Origin of the sequence: Brevibacillus reuszeri (genome assembly GCF_001187725.1) — a bacterium.
Classification (GTDB): domain Bacteria; phylum Bacillota; class Bacilli; order Brevibacillales; family Brevibacillaceae; genus Brevibacillus; species Brevibacillus reuszeri.
The window spans coordinates 234,616-251,435 of sequence record NZ_LGIQ01000011.1 but is presented as its reverse complement, the minus strand read 5'-3'; the positions used below and the strand labels follow the sequence as shown (position 1 = coordinate 251,435).

Here is a 16,820-nt window from a genome sequence, read left to right as displayed (position 1 = left end):
ATGAGCCAAGCAACACCTGCCCTGCCATCGATTCCTCCCGCGCCCTCGCAAAAAGAAGCGGGCAAGACGAGCTGGATTCGTGAAGACAGCTTGCTCGAAAAGCTGTGGCGCAATCGAAAGGCGCGTTACAGCCTGGGTATTTTGCTCGTCGTGATTGCAGTCGGGATTGTCGGACCATGGCTGGCACCGCATGATCCGACGCAACCGTTTTATGAATCATTGCTGAGTGGTCCTACATCGGATCACATGCTTGGTACGGATTCGATTGGGCGTGATGTTTTGTCCAGGCTGCTACATGGCGCGAGGGTAACACTCATGGTCGCGGTCATGGCTGTATCGATCACTTTCTTTACCGGTACCTTTATCGGAGTAACCAGCGCATTCGTCGGGGGGATGGTTGATCAGGTCCTGATGCGCATCATGGACATCTTGCTCGCGATTCCCAATATCATCATGGCGATGGCGATTGTGGCGATTCTCGGCCCCAGTCTGACGAATGCTATGATTGCCGTAGGGATTGCCGGGATTCCCAAATACGCCCGGCTGACGCGCGGTGCGACGCTTTCGGTGAAGGCATCGGGCTATGTGGAAGCGAGCCGAGCCGTAGGGACTTCAGGTGCGCGAATTCTCCTGTTTCAAATCATGCCAAATATCATGAGTCCTCTGCTTGTGTACACGACACTACAGATCGGGATCGCGATTTTGGATACAGCGGCGCTCAGCTTCATCGGCTTGGGAGCACAGCCTCCGACCCCCGAATGGGGAACGATGCTCAGCGAAGGAAAAGAGTATATTCATGATGCCTGGTGGCTGGCAACCTTTCCAGGCTTGGCCATTACGGTCGTCGTTTTCACAGTCAATATTTTGGGGGATGCCCTGCGGGATATTTTTGACCCGAAATCTGCTTAACTATTTTTGGTCAGCGGCAGCTTGCGATCGAGCGCTTTGACTGCATGAATAAAAAACTCGACGAGATCCCGGTTTGCCTCACGCAAGCAAATGATTTCAATCTTACGCGTCAGTTGCGCAAGGGGCTTGGGGGAAATCTCATGGAGGAGTCCATTGGTCAGCTCCTCTTGCATGCACAGCTGCGGTAAAAAGCTGATCCCTACTCCGCGCATCACCATCTTTTTGGCAGCCTCAAAATTGTCAACCTCCATCATGATGTGAGGATGAATCTGATTTCGGTGATAATGTCGCTGCACCATCAGCCACTCCATGGTGCCATGGGCAAGAACGATATGTGGTTCGCGTCCGACCGTGTCCCAGCTCAGCTTGCTGGCGGGCAGAGCTGTGAAAGGATGGTGGGGAGGGACCACAAGCCGCAGTGTATCGGTATGAAAATGATAGGAGTCAATCAGTGGATGCGAAACGGTACGAACAAGGCCGAAGTCTGCTTCCTTGCTCAAAACTTTTTCCATGACGTAGGCAGATGATCCGACTAAGATCCGCAGATTGACGCCAGGATATTTTTCACGGTAGATCGGTAAAATTTCCGGAAGGATATGGGTCGACATGAGCAGAGTACACCCGATGGTGACGCTTTTTTCGGATACGGGCTCGGCACATAGTGTAGTGGAAATCTCCTGATAGGCATGCAGTATTTTTTGTGCATACGGGAGGAATTGCTTCCCGCGCTCGGTCAGGGCGATTTGCTTCCCATCTCGATGAAACAAGGGGCCTTGTAGTTCCCTTTCCAGTGATTGGATTCTGGCAGTGACAGAGGGCTGGGTCAAATAAAGCGCTTCTGCTGCCTTGTTGAAGCTGCCTAGCTGGAATGCGTAAAGAAATGCCTCAATGTTGTCCATATTCATGTCAAAAACCTCCTTCGAAATATTTTGATAATTTCGTTTGGGCAGAAGTATAACACAAAGCAGCTTGATAGATAGGAGGGATCACATCACATGGAGGGTAGATCACCCGTACTCGCAGTGAAAGGTTTGACAACACAGTTTGTCGGTCGGAAAAATACCACAATAACCGTCGTAGATAACATAGATTTGCAGGTGGGTAAAGGAGAAACCTTGGGAATTGTCGGGGAATCCGGGTGTGGAAAAAGTGTGACATCCCTGTCGATTATGAGACTGCTTGGAAAAAACGGCAGAGTTGTGAGCGGGCAGGTAAACTTCGAGGGAACCGACATTCTGACACTCGAAGAAAAAGAAATGCGCAAAATTCGCGGCAACCGGCTCGCCATGATCTTTCAGGAGCCGATGACCTCACTCAATCCGGTGCTGACGATCGGCAGGCAGATCGGAGAAGTGCTACAGTTGCATACACATCTTGGAGGAGAACAGCGCAAGCAGCGAACCATCGAGCTGATCGCACAGGTAGGGATTCCACGCGCCCAAGATATTTACAACGAATATCCACACCGGTTGTCCGGGGGAATGAGGCAGCGGGTGATGATTGCGATGGCGATGGCTTGCCAGCCGCAGCTATTAATTGCTGACGAACCGACAACTGCGCTGGATGTGACGATCCAGGCGCAAATGCTGAGCCTGATTCGTGATATGCGCGCAGAGGCAGGCATGTCTGTGATGCTGATTACCCATGATCTCGGCGTTGTGGCAGAGATGTGCGACCGTGTCCTTGTCATGTATGCAGGCCAGGTCATCGAGTCAGCCGATGTCCGCACGCTGCTGCGCCGTCCCAAGCATCCGTACACGATTGGGCTGATTCAATCCGTTCCGCATAATGCCAAAGGCGAGAGGCGCTTGTACGCCATCTCTGGGAATGTCCCTTCACCTGGAGAATGGCCGCAGGGCTGCCGATTTGCTCCGAGATGCCAGGAGGCGATGACGATCTGCCGTACGCAAAGTCCGCCGCTTTCGAGGCTACGGGATGGCTCGGAGTGCAGATGCTGGCTACATGAGCCGGGTGCAGCCGCAGAAGGGAGAGACAGGATGTGAGCAAGCCGATATTGGAGGTAAAAGGGCTGAAAAAGCATTTTGCTGCAAAAAGCGGATGGTTCCAGCCCCCTGCATTTGTGCAGGCCGTGAATGGCATCAATCTGACGGTATACGAAGGAGAGACGCTTAGCATTGTAGGCGAGTCGGGCTGTGGAAAATCGACGACAGGGCGTTGTCTGTTGCGACTTTTGGAGCCGAGCGCAGGAGAAGTATGGTTTCGTGGAACAGACTTGATGACGCTCACGGGAAAAGAAATGCGGCAGATGAGAAGTCAGCTGCAAATTGTCTTTCAGGACCCGTTCGCCACCTTGAATCCGAAGCGAACGATCCAAAGCATTCTGGAAGAGCCGCTGATTGCGCAGCAGGTAGCCGGGTCGAAGCGAGCCGAATTGATTGAAGAGACGGTGCGGATCGTTGGGCTGAACCCGTCTCATCTCCAGCGTTACCCGCATCAGTTTTCTGGAGGTCAAAGGCAGCGTATCGGCATCGCCCGGGCACTCATGCTGCGCCCCCAGCTGATTGTCGCAGATGAGCCTGTCTCTGCTCTGGACGTGTCCATCCAATCGCAGATTTTGAATTTGCTGCAAGACCTGCAGGAGCAGTTTGGCATGACCTATATTTTCATCTCGCATGATTTAGGGGTCGTCGAGCATATCTCCGATCGGGTAGCTGTCATGTACTTGGGAGAAATCGTCGAGCTTGCTTCAAAAAAAGAGCTCTTCCAAAAGCCGCTCCATCCGTATACCCAAGCATTAATTTCCGCTATCCCGATTTCTGATCCCGACGAGAAAAGAGAACGGATTTTGTTGCAAGGAGACTTGCCTTCACCTGCCAATCCGCCAAAAGGCTGCCGGTTTCATCCGCGCTGTCACGCACGCATGGAAATATGCAGGACGCAGGAGCCAAAGGAGACGATGGTGGACGGGCAAATGGTCAAATGCCATCTTTATTAAGTCAGAAAAGGAGTGACTAAAGTATGTATGCAAAAATCAATGGTACACGTATTTTTTTTGATGTCGAGGGAATGGGCTGGGTGCCTTATGGGCCTATCCTGCGGAAAAAGCCGACCTGCTTTGTCTTGCATGGTGGTCCTGGCGGGGATCATACAGGCTACAAACCCGGCTTGACTCCATTATCTGAGATCATGCAGCTTGTCTACATCGACAATCGGGGGAGTGGTCGTTCTGCCGAAGGGCCGCCGGAATCGTATTCGCTTGAAAATAATGTAGAGGATATCGAGGCGCTGAGACAATATTTGGGCTTGGACAAAATCGTCCTGCATGGTCACTCGTATGGAGGCATGGTAGCACAGACGTATGCCTTGCGCTACCCGCAAAATGTAGCGGGCTTATTGCTTCTAACGACTTCCCCGAGCCATGAGTTTATCGAAAAAGCAAAGAGGATCGTGGAGGAAAAAGGTACACCAGAGATGAAGGCGATTGCTCAAGTATTATGGGAGGGCGCCTTTTCCTCAAAAGAAGAGCTGACTCTTTTTTATGAGCTGATGGCACCGTTGTACTCGACGACGCATAATCCTACGCCGAGTGAGGAAGAGAGAAAGCTGGCGCAAGATGCACGCAAGCGCTCAAATCGTTGCTATCAAGCACTGAATGAAGGCTTTGGCGGCTTTCTGCGGACATTTGACCTGCGTCATCAGCTGCCTGCCGTGAAAGCGCCAACCCTTGTCATGGGAGCACGCCACGACTGGATTACACCTGTAGAGGATTCAGTGGAAATTGCAGGGCTGATCCCGGAAAGCGAGCTAATCATTTTTGAAGCGAGCAGTCACAGCGTGATCAAGGACGAGCATGGTCCATACATTGCTACCGTAAAAGATTTTGTGCAGCGCCGGATTATCGAGGCAGTGGAGCAGCAAGTATAGCTTTAATCAAAAATAGGTAGAGCAGCACAGGTCAAAAACAAGAGGTCTGTTTTTGATCTGTGCTTTCTCCTGCTGTTCAGGCTTTTCTGGAGACGGCCAAAAGCTGTTACACAACGAATGAGTAGGAGGGAGCTTCGCGCCACCTTCTTTTTTATTTTTTGAAAATTAAAAATTGATTGAAACCAATCCTTTATTGCAATAAAATGTTCATAAAGAAAAATTCCAAAATACATCCAAAAATAGCTTGGCCTGAGGAGGACGCACATGCAGAATATTTCAGAGCTCTATCAAACGTCAGATATTCTCAAAAAGGCGAGTGCTGCAAAAGAACAGATCATTGCCTGGAGGCGCGATTTCCACTTGCATCCGGAGCTAGGCTATGAGGAAACACGAACTTCGCAAATCGTGGCTGGGCATTTAAGAAGCCTGGGGCTGGAAGTTAAAACAGGCGTCGGGCGCACAGGAGTAGTAGGAATTCTCCGAGGAAAAGAGCCAGGACCAACCATTGGGTTACGTGCTGATATGGATGCTTTGCCCATTCATGATCAAAAGACTGTCTCTTATCGCTCCGGCGTAGACGGGAAAATGCACGCTTGCGGACATGATGCGCATACAAGCATTTTGATGGGAGCAGCAGCGTTTTTAACGGAGCATTTTCGCCCGGAAAAAGGGAATGTTGCCTTTGTATTTCAACCGGCTGAGGAGGGACTGGCAGGAGCCAAAGCCATGATTGAGGATGGGCTGTTGCGCGATTTCGGCATCCAGGCGATGGCAGGACTGCATGTATATCCTGGATTGAAACCAGGCCAGGTAACGGTAGCGCGCGGGGTTTCCTGTGCCGCTTCTGACAAGCTGAAAATTAAAGTGATTGGTCGTGGAGGTCATGCCGCACACCCCCATCAGACGGTTGATTCGGTGACAGTGACAGCCGAGGTTATTTCGGCACTCCAGCACATCGCCAGCCGCCAGGTAGATCCACTAGATTCCGTGGTCATCACAATCGGCAAAATTGTAGGAGGAACGGCGAGCAATGTCATTGCAGCAGAGGTGGAGCTGTCTGGCACAGTCCGAACCCTCAATCCTGCTCTTCGCGAACAGATGCCCAAACGCATCGAGACCGTCGCAAAAGGTGTGACGGAGGCATTCGGTGCTACCTATGAGCTGGAATACGGATTTGGCTATCCATCCATTATCAATGATGACAAGCTGGTTGATCTTTTGCTTTCCACCTCTGATCACGTGCTGGGTGAATCCAAATATGAGCTCGTCAAACCATCAATGGGTGGAGAGGACTTTTCGTATTACACTCACCATGTTCCCGGAGTATTTTTCCGGCTCGGTACAGGTAACGAAGCAAAGAATGCGACGTATCCGTTGCATCACCCGATGTTTGACATCGATGAGGATGCTTTGCCGATCGGTGTCGCGATGCTGACTGCCTTCGCTCTTCGTTATTTGGGGAGTCATGGCTTATGACGATGCCAGGGATTGATCCATCGATGGAAAAAGCCACACAGGGAATTGTCTCGGTTTCTCATCCGCTCGCTGCCGAGGCAGGCATCAAGATTTTGCAGCAGGGAGGAAATGCCGTAGACGCAGCGGCAGCCATCCAGTTTTCGCTGAACGTCGTTGAGCCGTATATGTCAGGGATCGGTGGCGGCGGGTATATGATGGTTTATCTGAAAGATCAGAATAAAATCATTGCCCTCGATGGCCGGGAGACAGCAGGGATGAACGCCAATCCCGACTTTCATCTGGATGAGGATGGCAAGCCGCTCTCGTTTTTCGAGTTTACAACCAGTGGACATGCACCCGGCACTCCAGGCCTCTTGCGTCTGGTAGAAGAATCCCTGCAAAAATACGGAACCATGAACCTCGCAGATGTACTAGATTCAGCGATTGAGCAGGCAGAGCAAGGCATTGAAGTCAATTGGGCTACAGAGCGGTATACCGCCAATGAAGTTCGGCGCATTCAAAAGTACGAGGCGACTGAACAGGTCTTCATGCCAGGAAATGAGTCAATCCGCGAAGGAGATCGCTTGGTGCAGCCAGATTTGGCAAAAACCTTGCGTTTGATCAAGGAGCACGGGGCGAAGGTGCTGTACGAGGGAGAGGTAGGGGAAGCACTCGCCAGGGAAGTGCAAAAGCACGGCGGGAGATTGACGATGGCGGATTTGCGTGCCTATACGGTGAAAGAAGCAGAGCCGATCCGTGCGCCGTACCGCGGCTATGAAATTGTTTCGATGGGTCCCTCCAGCTCGGGTGGAATCACGATGATTCAGATGCTGAAGCTTCTGGAGCCGTACGATTTGCAAAGCATGGGACATCTCTCTGCAGACTACATGCATCATTTGCTGGAAGCGATGCATCTGTCCTACGCAGATCGGGCCAAGCATATGGCAGACGAGGATTTTTGCCCCGTGCCAAAGGCAGGTCTTCTGCACCCTGACTACTTGTCCGAGCGCACCAGGTTGATCAATCCAGAGGAAGCAACCAAGCATGTCGAGCCAGGCGAACCATGGGTATATGAATCGGATGCGAGCAGGCGACCAGCTGCCACAGAAGATGGCGGACGCGACGAAACGATGACCCAGACGACTCATTTTTCCGTCATAGATCAGTGGGGCAATATGGTTTCGTTCACTTCATCCATTGGTTCTGTCTATGGCTCAGGAATGATGGTGCCTGGCTATGGATTTTTGCTTGGGAATCATGGGGTGGCTTTTCAAACCGAAGCAGGGAGCGTCAACCAGATCGAGCCAGGAAAAAGAGGCCTGAGCAGCATGTCGCCTACGTTTGTTTTAAAGGACAACGAGCCTTTCATGGCACTCGGCTCGCCTGGCGCGACGACGATCATTGCTTCCGTGGCTCAAGTGATTTTGGGGGTTATCGACTTTGGCTTGCCAATTCAGCAAGCGATTCTCGCACCGCGTGTGTACTCCAGCACCTACCCGAGAGTGGAGTGGGAGTATGGGATTGAACCGGATGTTCTGCGTGCTTTAGTCGCAAAAGGACACGCCTTTGAGGCTACACCGCAGCCATACATTGGCGATGTCCACGCGGTCTTGTACGATGCTGCAACCAAAAGCATGTACGGGGGAACCGATGATACGCGCGAAGGCACGGTACTGGGTGTCGATGGCGTCCGTTTTACCATCAGCAAGCCGCCAGAACAGCCACAGATGGAAAAAGGACTGCACGATCTGCTGGGCAGTACTACGCCCGACAAGTCAGGAGATTCTGCTACACAAGGCTACTATAAATATGATCAAGAGAGCATCACCCGATAATCGCATCAAGGGGGAAAATCATGAAAAAATTTACGCCATTGATCTTATCGTTCGCGTTGCTATTGCCTGCGTTAGCAGGATGCGGAGGGAGCCCGGCAGCTAATACGGGCAATTCCGCACAGGGACAGGCTCAGACCGAAAAGGGGACAGCAAGCGCCAACCTGGAAGTTGTCTTCAACGCAAAGTCAGAGCCGCCGAGTCTCGATCCGGTAAAGTCTACAGATGTCCAGTCGTTTTGGATCATCAACCATATGTTTGAAGGGCTGTACTGGAAAGACCAGAAGGGAGAGCCGGTTCTTGCTGCTGCCAAGGACGTGAAGATCTCGGAGGACGGCAAAACGTATACCTTTATCCTGCAGGACAACGGCAAATGGTCAAATGGAGACCCTGTCACGAGTGAAGATTTTGTCTATTCCTTTCTTCAGCATCTCGATCCCAAGGTCGGCTCCACGACTGCCTATCGACTGTATTACATAAAAGGAGCAGAGGAGTTCAACAAGGGTACAGGCAAGATGGAGGATGTTGGAGTCAAGGCAGTGGATGCGAAAACATTGGAGATCAACCTCGTAGCGCCAACGAGCTTTTTCCCGAAGCTGCTGGCAACGCAATACTACGTCCCAATCCACAAAAAAACAGCGGAAGCCAATCCAAACTGGGCGGCGGATGCCAGCTCGTATGTGACCAATGGTCCGTACAAAATGACCTCGTGGAAGCATGATTCCGAGATCGTCATTGAGAAAAACGAGCATTACTGGAATCTGCAGGACGTCTCGATGCAAAAGGTTACCTGGAAAATGGTCAGCGATGCTACGACGTACTATCAAATGTTCAAGGGTGGACAGCTCGATGTGGTTTCTGATCTGACTGCAGATATTTTGGCGAGTGAAAAGCAAAATCCTGGTCTGGAGACGAAATCTTTGTTTGGGACATACATGTATTTGTTCAATGTGAGCAAGCCGCCGTTTACGAATCAAAAGGTGCGTCAGGCATTCGCTCTGGCCATTGATCGCAAGCTGATTACCGAGGCAGTAACACGAGCAGGAGAAATTCCTGCCTACGCGATGGTGCCGCCAGGAGCGAGCACACCGTCCGGTGCAGATTTCCGTGCCGAAAAACAGGAGTATGTAACCTACAATCCAGAGGAAGCAAAGCGCTTGCTGGAGGAAGGAATGAAGGAGGAGGGCTGGACGACCTTCCCTGAAACGACGCTTCTCTACAACACATCTGATGCCAACAAGCAGGTGGCACAGGTGGTGCAGGAGATGATCAAAAAAAATCTGGGTGTGGATCTACGTCTGGAAAACCAGGAGCTGAAAATGCAGCTCGCCAACCTCAAGCAGAAAAACTATCAAATGGCGCGCGGCTCCTGGACTCCTGCTGTCGATGATCCCGTATTTTCACTGGATCGATATTCGGGCGATGCAGCCGGTGATACCGCCTGGGTAAATGATGAGTATGTCAAGCTGAAGGCTGCCGCAACGGTGGAGTCAGACGCAAACAAGCGTAACGAGATGCTTCATCAGGCGGAAGACATGCTGATGAAAGACATGCCGTTCATTCCTGTATACTTTCCATCTCAAAACTATCTGGTTCAGCCTGGATTAAAAGGATTGAGCTATCCATTAGGGCTTTATCCGATTGCTCGCTGGGCGACGCGAGAATAATAGAGGCATGCACGATTACGGCTATCTGTACACAAAGGAGATTTGTCCTTGTACAGATAGCCGTTTTTTAAAGAGAATTTTATTTTTTCGTATTGGGGGACTGCCATCTGCGGTAGACCAAATAAGCGATTCCGATAAAGCTGGCATACACGAGCACGGTTATGATCGTCCGGCGATAATCCGTAAATACTTGATCTCCTAAAAAAGAATAAACGAGCATAGTCGGAATTTTTCCGATAGCTGTAGCGAGTGAAAATGAGAGGACAGAGATTATGCTGATGGCCGAATAAATCGTAATGACAGGAGAAGGAATGATAGGGATGAGGCGCGCAAAAAGAACAGCGATGAACGCATTCCGTTCAAAAACGCCAGTAAAGCGATCCAATTGCTGAAAGCGCGCCAAAAATTCTCGCCCTTTCTTTTGATAGCCGTATCGTACATACAGAAACATCAGGAGCGCTGAACCAAATGATCCCGTCCAATTGATGAAGGCACCCCAAAAAGGACCGTATTTTGCACCCATGATTCCTGCAAAAAGGCCAAAAGGAATAACGGGAAACAAGCCAATAAAGACAGACAGGGGAAACATAAACGGCAGGAGGGTCATATCCTGATTGGTTAACCATGACATGATGCGGCTGCTGTTAAAAAATCCGAAGATCAGAACAAGAAAGTAAATGCAAAGCAATATCCGTGTCTTCATAAGCCCCTCCTTTCCTCTCCATTCTTTTCTATTTTCGTTTTTTCCACACCTGATTCGTAGATAAGACTTGTTTCGTGGATGCTAGCTAGGAATGGGTGGACTTGCAATTCAGCTTTCATTCAACTTTAATGAAGACTGTGTACAATTCGAATGGCGATCGTTTCGTATTGGTATTTTAGTGAGAGACATATGGAAATAATAGAATAGAAGGGGCCCCTGAAAAAAGAGGTCTCTCATTTCAATGTTAGATGAGACAAACAAAGGAAGTCATGTGATGAGAATTTTACTTGCTGAAGACCAGGTAGTCCTGGGTAAAATCATTGCACATATGCTGAAACAAAAAGGGGGATACGAAGTTATCTGGGTAACAAACGGCAGTGATGCCTATGACCTAGCTATCGAATCCTATTTTGATGTACTAGTATTGGATTGGATGATGCCCGAAAAAGATGGCGTTACTGTATGTCGAGAATTACGCCAGCAAGGTTACTCAGGGGCCATACTGATGCTTACAGCCAAGGATTCGTTAAATGAACGAATCGAGGGGTTGGACGCGGGTGCTGATGATTATTTGGTAAAACCTTTTGAGCATGAAGAGCTTTTGGCAAGATTACGTGCCATTTTTCGTCGGAATTTTGCACCTTTGCAAGAAGAAGTCGTAAACATCAAATGGATATTGTTAAACCGCTCAACACATTCGATTCAACGTAATGGCGACCTGATTCCGCTGACAGGAAGGGAATTTCAGTTACTTGATTTATTAGTAAGAAATCAGGGAGTTGTTTTAACACGTGACCTGATTCTCGACAGAATATGGGGAAGTGAAGCAGAAATAGCAAGTAATGCGGTTGACGTCTACATTAATATGCTGCGCAAAAAAATAGATATCCCTGGTCAACATACACTTATACGTAGTATTAGAGGGGTAGGATACATCATTGAAAAATAACAATGACCTCTTTCGGAAAACCAGAACGCACTTGTCTGTAATGAACAGCTTTATGCTCATTATATTTCTACTTCTTTTCATCATCGGTATACTCGGCGTACTCTTTTATATTATTTATAATGAACAAAAATTGGAACTGGAGGCTTTAACGCAACAAGAAATAAACGAATTACAGGTTAGCGCTCCGACAGGGACGAGCAATCATGAAGGCAGTCTAGGTAATCGAGGAATGTATATCAACTATTTTCTAAAAGCCAACGGAGATTTGATTGTTGGGGATGAGTTCTTACCTAGTTTACGACCAGTAATTATCGAACGGGTCAAGGGATGGAACCCAGACATCATAAAAGTGAAATATGAGACATTTACCTATGGGAATAACCAGGAAATTCAATTCTTGATTGCTGCTCAAAATGTATTTGATAAGGGAGCATTCGTTGGAACGGTTTACTTTGGAAAGGATATTTCTTATTTGTGGAGTATGTTTCAATGGTTTTTGGCAGTTCTGCTTGGGATGTCCTTGCTATTTGCAGGGATTGCCATCGCCATAGGACAATTTATGACGAGCCGCGCGATGAAGCCTATTACTCGTTCCTATCGTATGCAACGTGAGTTTTTAGCGAACGCATCACATGAGCTGCGTACTCCAATCAGTATCTTGAAATCGGGGCTTGAGGTTATTGATATGGAGGAAGGCAGCAAGTTCTCTGAATTTACTTTTGAATTGCTTAAGGATTTACAAAAAGAGACGAAGAGTGCTGCGAAAATGGTTAGTGATCTCATGCTTCTCGCTCGTTCGGACGCTGGTGTACAGCAAATTTCTTATGAATCTTTTGAGTTCTCCCAAATGGCTGAGCAAGTAATGCGATCAATTCAGGGTTTCGCACACGTAAGTCAAATCAAACTAAACTTACAAACTCAAGGTTCTATTCTACTGTTTGCCGATCAGGAAAGAATCAAACAATTGCTCTATATTTTGCTTGATAACGCTGTGAAATACACACCGCACGGAGGCGAGATCACTCTTTCCTATGGTTTAATGGATGCAGAACACACACAAAAGCTATGTATAAGTGTCACAGATACAGGCATCGGCATTGAATCGGAGCATATTGCCCATATTTTTGATCGCTTTTATCGCGTGGATAAAAACCGTTCTCGAGAATCAGGGGGAACTGGCCTTGGTTTAGCCATTGCAAAATGGATTGTAGAATCGCATCGGGGGTCCATTCAGGTTTCAAGTACACCGGGCGCAGGCACTAGTTTTACCATTTTACTTCCCCTCAAGTAAGACTTGAAATATTCGTAGTTGGGCTGTTTTTGCGTTACGTGAGTGATTCTCTCATGTAACGCTTTTTGTATTTTAATTTGTTTTTAATTCAATAGAGATATATTAAAAATGCAAACAGATAGGTAAGGAGGAATTCGTATATGGACAATTATCGGCAAATGTTGAACAAGGTTCCAGAAGTTACGATCTTCTTCTGGATCATCAAGATCATGGCAACTACGGTGGGAGAGACAGCTGCAGACTTTCTGAATTTTAACCTTAACTGGGGCTTGACCAATACTACCTTTCTCATGAGCGGACTTTTGCTTATCGCTCTGATCTTCCAGTTCAAATCAAGGAAGTACTTGCCAGGGATCTACTGGCTCACAGTGTTGCTAATCAGCGTGGTCGGTACACTGGTCACTGATAACCTCGTGGACAACTACGGAGTCACCCTGGAGACGACTACTATCATCTTTACGCTTGCACTTCTGGTAACATTTGCAGCTTGGTATTCAAGCGAAAAGACATTGTCCATTCACTCCATTTACAAGGCGAAGCGGGAAGTGTTCTACTGGCTGACGATCCTGTTCACTTTCGCTTTAGGTACTGCGGCTGGAGACCTCATTGCAGAGGGGCTAGATTTAGGTTACATGATTTCACTGTTCCTGTTCGCCGCGATGATCATAGTGGTGACTATTGCCTATTATCGCTTCAAATTGAATGCAGTGCTAGCTTTCTGGATCGCCTACATCTTGACCCGACCATTTGGCGCCTCTCTAGGCGACTATTTGTCACAGCCCAGCGCTGAAGGCGGTCTTGGATGGGGTACGGTAGGAACCAGCGTAATCTTCCTCGTAACGATCTTGTTTTTGGTCATTTACCTAACCAAGACGAGAAGAGACGAGATCCAATTGTCTTCGTCTTAAAGATTAATGCCTTGAAGTCTATGTCAAGGCTCCAGCAAGGGGAGGCTTCCAAATGGAGGTCTCCCTTTTGTAGTTGCAGGATAAGAAAGATGTTATTATGATAATAAGAATCATTTTCAATATGTGAAAATAACTACTTTATTTATCAGGAGAAACACGATGCTGCCATCTAACGTTCATTCTATATACGACAGTTACTTCGATGCGCTTCCTTTTTCACCGGAGGTTCGTGACAAGAACCTTTGCGATACAGAAAGGAAAGGACACATCAAGCGAATTGTTCCACGTCCAGGACTCGAATTGGTCGATTCCTGCTATTTGCTTCACGAAAGTTGTAAAGTGGGTGTTCAATCCAGCGCGGCGATGGTGGAGCTGAGCTTTTGCTTGCAGGGGAGCGGAGAGGTTTCGGTTGCAGGCAGTGAGCAGGTTTCATTTATGCCAGACAGCTGTTCCCTGCATTTGATGAGAGACTTTCGGGTCGAGTTTTCTTTTCAGGCAGATGTTCCTTTTCACTCGATATCCGTTGGCATATCTGTGGAGCAGTTCGACGCATGGCTTTCAGAGCTGGATGAAGGCCCAGCTTATTCGTTTGAGGGCCTGCTTGGCTCCAAAGCTTTTCGCCGATTCCAGATGCCGATTCTCCCAGAGATGGCACGCCTGCTGCCGAATCTGAATGGACCTTCTTTTTCGCAGCCAAGATTGCGCAAATTACAGGTGGAGGGTAAGGTGCTTGAGCTTGCTTCACTTGGGCTTGATACGTTTTTGTTTGGTCATGAACTGCATCGAAGCAAAAGTACGATGTCACGCCATGATCGCGAAAAAATCCGTCAGGCCAGAGACATTTTACTTGCTCGCATGGAATCGCCACCGTCCCTGATTGAACTGGCAAAAATGGCTCAGATCAACGAGTTTAAGCTAAAGGTAGGCTTCAAAGAGGAGTATGGAACGAGTGTGTTCGCCTATTTGCGAGAAAAACGGCTGGAAAAAGCTTGGTCATTGCTGCGAGACGGCAATCACAACGTGAGCCAGACCGCATCAGCCGTGGGATTTTCCAACTTCAGCCACTTTGCCGAAGCTTTTCGCAAGCAATATGGCTTGAATCCATCTGATATGAAGCGTGGGAGATAATCAAATGAACAATGAGCAGGCACGGGAGTGAATTCCGTGTTTTTTTTCTTTGCAAAAATCCGTCAAACCGTTCTTTTCTCCATCCGCGGGTAGTTTGCTTGTGCCAGCAGCGATACGATCGAGCATAGTGTGTGAGAATTATTATCACAGATGAGAGGGTTGATTCACAGCATGGCTCGAGGAAAACGTTATTGGCTTATCGGGATGTTCAGCTTTGCCTTGTTCGTAAGTGGCTGCAGCCAGTCAAGTGGCGGCAGCAATGGAGGAGGAGAAGCCGCAGAGATTCCCACATCAGCACCGCAGATGCGTACAGTTAAGGACGCTGCTGGCGAGGTCTCCATTCCGGTCAATCCGACGCGTATTGCGGACATATCCGGGTCTACTGAGGAGCTGTTGGCACTGGGGACGTAGGGAGGCAAAGTCACGAGTCTGGAAGCACTCGCGTCCCTGAACCCCGATCATGTCATTCTCTTGGCTGATTCCGATCACAATGTGCTCGAACAAAGCCAAATCTGGAACCATATCAAGGCAAAGCAGGATGGAAACGTGTACCGCATCACAACCAAGCAAAGCTACAATGAAGCGTTCTTTGCGCTGGGCAAAAAGGCGATGCTTGATCAGATCGCGAGTGAGATTGTGAAAAAGAACCAGAAATAATGTTGCGTTATAATTTTCTGCATCTTATCATCGGTCTATGATCCAACTTATCATAAATCTATGAGATTCCTGCTATGTCAACCATCCCTTGTTTGTATTATCTTTGGTACAAAGGGGAGAGGATCATCATGGAAAAAGTAAACATCGCGCAGCATTTTTCAATGTTACAGGAGACATGGAGCTCCACAGTCGTAGGTGAGCTCAATGAGGCTGCGATCAAGCTGGAGAGGCTTCAAGGAGAACTGGCCTGGCAACAGAACGATCAAAAGGACGAGCTGTTCTTCATCGTTCACGGAAGATTGCTGATGATGTACCATGAGCGTAATATTTGGGTAGAAGCAGGCGAGTTTATTGTCGTACCAAAAGGTGTCGCATACAAGCTCTTTATCCCGAACGGGGTCTGTCAAGTGCTGACGATCGAGCCCCAAAAAGCGGTTGCTCTCAAAAGATGTTCATGAGGCGTTTGCGCAAACAGGAGCGCTATCATGATTGGCATAAAACGATCATAGACAGCCGTCATGATCAGGACATTTTCGTGTCCTGAAGAGTGGCGGCTTTTTTGCTATATGAAAAAATGATTGACTTTCCACCACTTTGTTATGTAAATAAAGAAAGGTAGCTTCAACACATATCGAGGTGATGAACGTTGGATGATGGAGTTTATGTGTTGATAAAAAAGGGAGATCCCGAGCAGCTTCAAAAACGGAAGTTCCTCCATAAAGATGAAAGCACGATTGGACGCAGAGGAAACCAGTTGAAGCCAGACATTGAGTTTTCGAGTCCGTACGTGTCCAGAAAGCATGCTGTGATCCGTAAGTTTGGTCATCAATATACGATTTCTGATTTGGCGAGCAAGCATGGTACGGAGGTCAACGGAGTTGCCGTCCATCAGACCCCTCACCCTTTGTTTCATGGTGATGTGATTAGCCTCGCCAAAGGAGTAGTGGAGCTGATCTTCTTTGCCGAAGGAAGTGAGATGGACGTGACCAGAGAGTTTTCGTTTCCATTACCAGCAGCAAAGGCGGATCCAAAGACAGCAGTCTCAGGTCTCGTGATTAATCTCGAGCGAAGAGAAATCCGTCTGGACGGAAATCGCATCTATTTAACCGGTAAAGACATGGACTTGCTGATGTTGCTCTTCCAACGCGCCAATCAGGCGGTCAGCTATGAGGAAATCATGGTGCTAATCTGGCCGGAACGACTGGTCGGAACAGACAAAAACGTGCCGGATGTCGGACGAACGGAAATCAATGCACTCGTGTATCGCTTGCGCAAGCGGCTAGGCAGGTATGGGGAAAAAGTAACGACAATCCCCCGTTACGGCTATATGTGGGAGGAATAAAAGGGAGACGAGCTTGTGGTCTTCCTTTTATTATGATGCTGGACTTTCCTTCTGCTGGGGATAATTGTCAGACACTTATCATGGTTCTATGACG

Annotated in this window: 16 protein-coding genes; 14 read left to right on the top strand and 2 right to left on the bottom strand. The window is 48.5% G+C overall.

Going from position 1 to position 16,820, the window contains the following annotated elements; genetic code table 11:
- Window positions 1-909 carry an ABC transporter permease gene (locus tag ADS79_RS25960; RefSeq protein WP_084766079.1) on the top strand — a complete coding sequence of 303 codons (909 nt, stop codon included), beginning with the start codon at window positions 1-3 and terminating at the stop codon, window positions 907-909.
- Here ADS79_RS25960 and ADS79_RS25955 read toward each other — a convergent pair.
- Window positions 906-1,814 (bottom strand): LysR family transcriptional regulator, encoded by a 909-nt coding sequence (locus tag ADS79_RS25955; protein ID WP_049741362.1) that lies wholly within the window; start codon window positions 1,812-1,814, stop codon window positions 906-908. The genes ADS79_RS25960 and ADS79_RS25955 overlap by 4 nt on opposite strands.
- A gap of 90 nt (window positions 1,815-1,904) precedes the next feature.
- Between ADS79_RS25955 and ADS79_RS25950 the strand changes: the two genes are divergently transcribed.
- The 6 genes from ADS79_RS25950 to ADS79_RS25925 all read left to right on the top strand — a co-directional run bounded on the left by ADS79_RS25950 (window position 1,905) and on the right by ADS79_RS25925 (window position 9,748).
- A complete protein-coding gene (locus ADS79_RS25950) occupies window positions 1,905-2,912 on the top strand; it encodes an ABC transporter ATP-binding protein (RefSeq protein ID WP_049741361.1) in 1,008 nt (335 codons plus the stop codon).
- Window positions 2,909-3,865: an ABC transporter ATP-binding protein gene (locus tag ADS79_RS25945; protein ID WP_049741360.1), complete on the top strand. Its 957-nt coding sequence runs from the start codon at window positions 2,909-2,911 to the stop codon at window positions 3,863-3,865. Before ADS79_RS25950 ends, ADS79_RS25945 begins: the two co-directional genes overlap by 4 nt.
- Before the next feature lie 23 nt (window positions 3,866-3,888).
- On the top strand, window positions 3,889-4,794 hold the full coding sequence (locus tag ADS79_RS25940; RefSeq protein ID WP_049741359.1) for an alpha/beta fold hydrolase: 906 nt from the start codon (window positions 3,889-3,891) through the stop codon (window positions 4,792-4,794).
- Between the two features lie 264 nt (window positions 4,795-5,058).
- Window positions 5,059-6,270, top strand: coding sequence for a M20 metallopeptidase family protein (locus tag ADS79_RS25935; protein ID WP_049741358.1), 1,212 nt, complete (start codon window positions 5,059-5,061; stop codon window positions 6,268-6,270).
- A complete protein-coding gene (ggt, locus tag ADS79_RS25930) occupies window positions 6,267-8,084 on the top strand; it encodes a gamma-glutamyltransferase (RefSeq protein ID WP_049741357.1) in 1,818 nt (605 codons plus the stop codon). Before ADS79_RS25935 ends, ggt begins: the two co-directional genes overlap by 4 nt.
- A 20-nt stretch (window positions 8,085-8,104) precedes the next feature.
- Entirely contained in the window at window positions 8,105-9,748 is a 1,644-nt protein-coding gene (locus tag ADS79_RS25925) for a peptide ABC transporter substrate-binding protein (protein WP_049741356.1), read from the top strand.
- Window positions 9,749-9,827: 79 nt separating this feature from the next.
- Here ADS79_RS25925 and ADS79_RS25920 read toward each other — a convergent pair whose 3' ends face one another.
- A complete protein-coding gene (locus tag ADS79_RS25920; RefSeq protein WP_049741355.1) occupies window positions 9,828-10,451 on the bottom strand; it encodes a TVP38/TMEM64 family protein in 624 nt (207 codons plus the stop codon).
- A 274-nt stretch (window positions 10,452-10,725) separates the two neighbouring features.
- Here ADS79_RS25920 and ADS79_RS25915 point away from each other — a divergent pair, with 274 nt between their 5' ends.
- From ADS79_RS25915 to ADS79_RS25880, 7 genes are all read left to right on the top strand, one after another.
- On the top strand, window positions 10,726-11,400 hold the full coding sequence (locus ADS79_RS25915) for a response regulator transcription factor (RefSeq protein WP_049742134.1): 675 nt from the start codon (window positions 10,726-10,728) through the stop codon (window positions 11,398-11,400).
- Window positions 11,390-12,691 (top strand): sensor histidine kinase, encoded by a 1,302-nt coding sequence (locus ADS79_RS25910; protein ID WP_049741354.1) that lies wholly within the window; start codon window positions 11,390-11,392, stop codon window positions 12,689-12,691. The genes ADS79_RS25915 and ADS79_RS25910 overlap by 11 nt, the downstream gene beginning before the upstream one ends.
- A 140-nt stretch (window positions 12,692-12,831) precedes the next feature.
- Window positions 12,832-13,599, top strand: a complete 768-nt coding sequence (locus ADS79_RS25905) for a COG4705 family protein (RefSeq protein WP_049741353.1) — start codon at window positions 12,832-12,834, stop codon at window positions 13,597-13,599.
- A 159-nt stretch (window positions 13,600-13,758) separates the two neighbouring features.
- Complete coding sequence (locus ADS79_RS25900; protein WP_049741352.1) at window positions 13,759-14,727, top strand: helix-turn-helix transcriptional regulator; 969 nt, start codon at window positions 13,759-13,761, stop codon at window positions 14,725-14,727.
- Window positions 14,728-14,898: 171 nt separating this feature from the next.
- Window positions 14,899-15,138 carry an ABC transporter substrate-binding protein gene (locus tag ADS79_RS36280; RefSeq protein WP_049741351.1) on the top strand — a complete coding sequence of 80 codons (240 nt, stop codon included), beginning with the start codon at window positions 14,899-14,901 and terminating at the stop codon, window positions 15,136-15,138.
- Window positions 15,139-15,512: 374 nt separating this feature from the next.
- On the top strand, window positions 15,513-15,842 hold the full coding sequence (locus ADS79_RS25885; protein ID WP_049741349.1) for a cupin domain-containing protein: 330 nt from the start codon (window positions 15,513-15,515) through the stop codon (window positions 15,840-15,842).
- Between the two features lie 188 nt (window positions 15,843-16,030).
- Complete coding sequence (locus tag ADS79_RS25880; protein ID WP_049741348.1) at window positions 16,031-16,726, top strand: FHA domain-containing protein; 696 nt, start codon at window positions 16,031-16,033, stop codon at window positions 16,724-16,726.
- The last annotated feature ends 94 nt before the right edge of the window (window positions 16,727-16,820 follow it).

What these genes read in the sequence shown, in the direction of transcription:
- ADS79_RS36280 (WP_049741351.1), top strand. Translation starts at nt 14,899, where the DNA reads ATGGCTCGAGGAAAACGTTATTGGCTTATCGGGATGTTCAGCTTTGCC.
- ADS79_RS25925 (WP_049741356.1), top strand. Translation starts at nt 8,105, where the DNA reads ATGAAAAAATTTACGCCATTGATCTTATCGTTCGCGTTGCTATTGCCT.
- ADS79_RS25960 (WP_084766079.1), top strand. Translation starts at nt 1, where the DNA reads ATGAGCCAAGCAACACCTGCCCTGCCATCGATTCCTCCCGCGCCCTCG.
- ADS79_RS25920 (WP_049741355.1), bottom strand. Translation starts at nt 10,451, where the DNA reads ATGAAGACACGGATATTGCTTTGCATTTACTTTCTTGTTCTGATCTTC.
- ggt (WP_049741357.1), top strand. Translation starts at nt 6,267, where the DNA reads ATGACGATGCCAGGGATTGATCCATCGATGGAAAAAGCCACACAGGGA.
- ADS79_RS25900 (WP_049741352.1), top strand. Translation starts at nt 13,759, where the DNA reads ATGCTGCCATCTAACGTTCATTCTATATACGACAGTTACTTCGATGCG.
- ADS79_RS25955 (WP_049741362.1), bottom strand. Translation starts at nt 1,814, where the DNA reads ATGAATATGGACAACATTGAGGCATTTCTTTACGCATTCCAGCTAGGC.
- ADS79_RS25940 (WP_049741359.1), top strand. Translation starts at nt 3,889, where the DNA reads ATGTATGCAAAAATCAATGGTACACGTATTTTTTTTGATGTCGAGGGA.
- ADS79_RS25905 (WP_049741353.1), top strand. Translation starts at nt 12,832, where the DNA reads ATGGACAATTATCGGCAAATGTTGAACAAGGTTCCAGAAGTTACGATC.
- ADS79_RS25950 (WP_049741361.1), top strand. Translation starts at nt 1,905, where the DNA reads ATGGAGGGTAGATCACCCGTACTCGCAGTGAAAGGTTTGACAACACAG.
- ADS79_RS25935 (WP_049741358.1), top strand. Translation starts at nt 5,059, where the DNA reads ATGCAGAATATTTCAGAGCTCTATCAAACGTCAGATATTCTCAAAAAG.
- ADS79_RS25915 (WP_049742134.1), top strand. Translation starts at nt 10,726, where the DNA reads ATGAGAATTTTACTTGCTGAAGACCAGGTAGTCCTGGGTAAAATCATT.
- ADS79_RS25885 (WP_049741349.1), top strand. Translation starts at nt 15,513, where the DNA reads ATGGAAAAAGTAAACATCGCGCAGCATTTTTCAATGTTACAGGAGACA.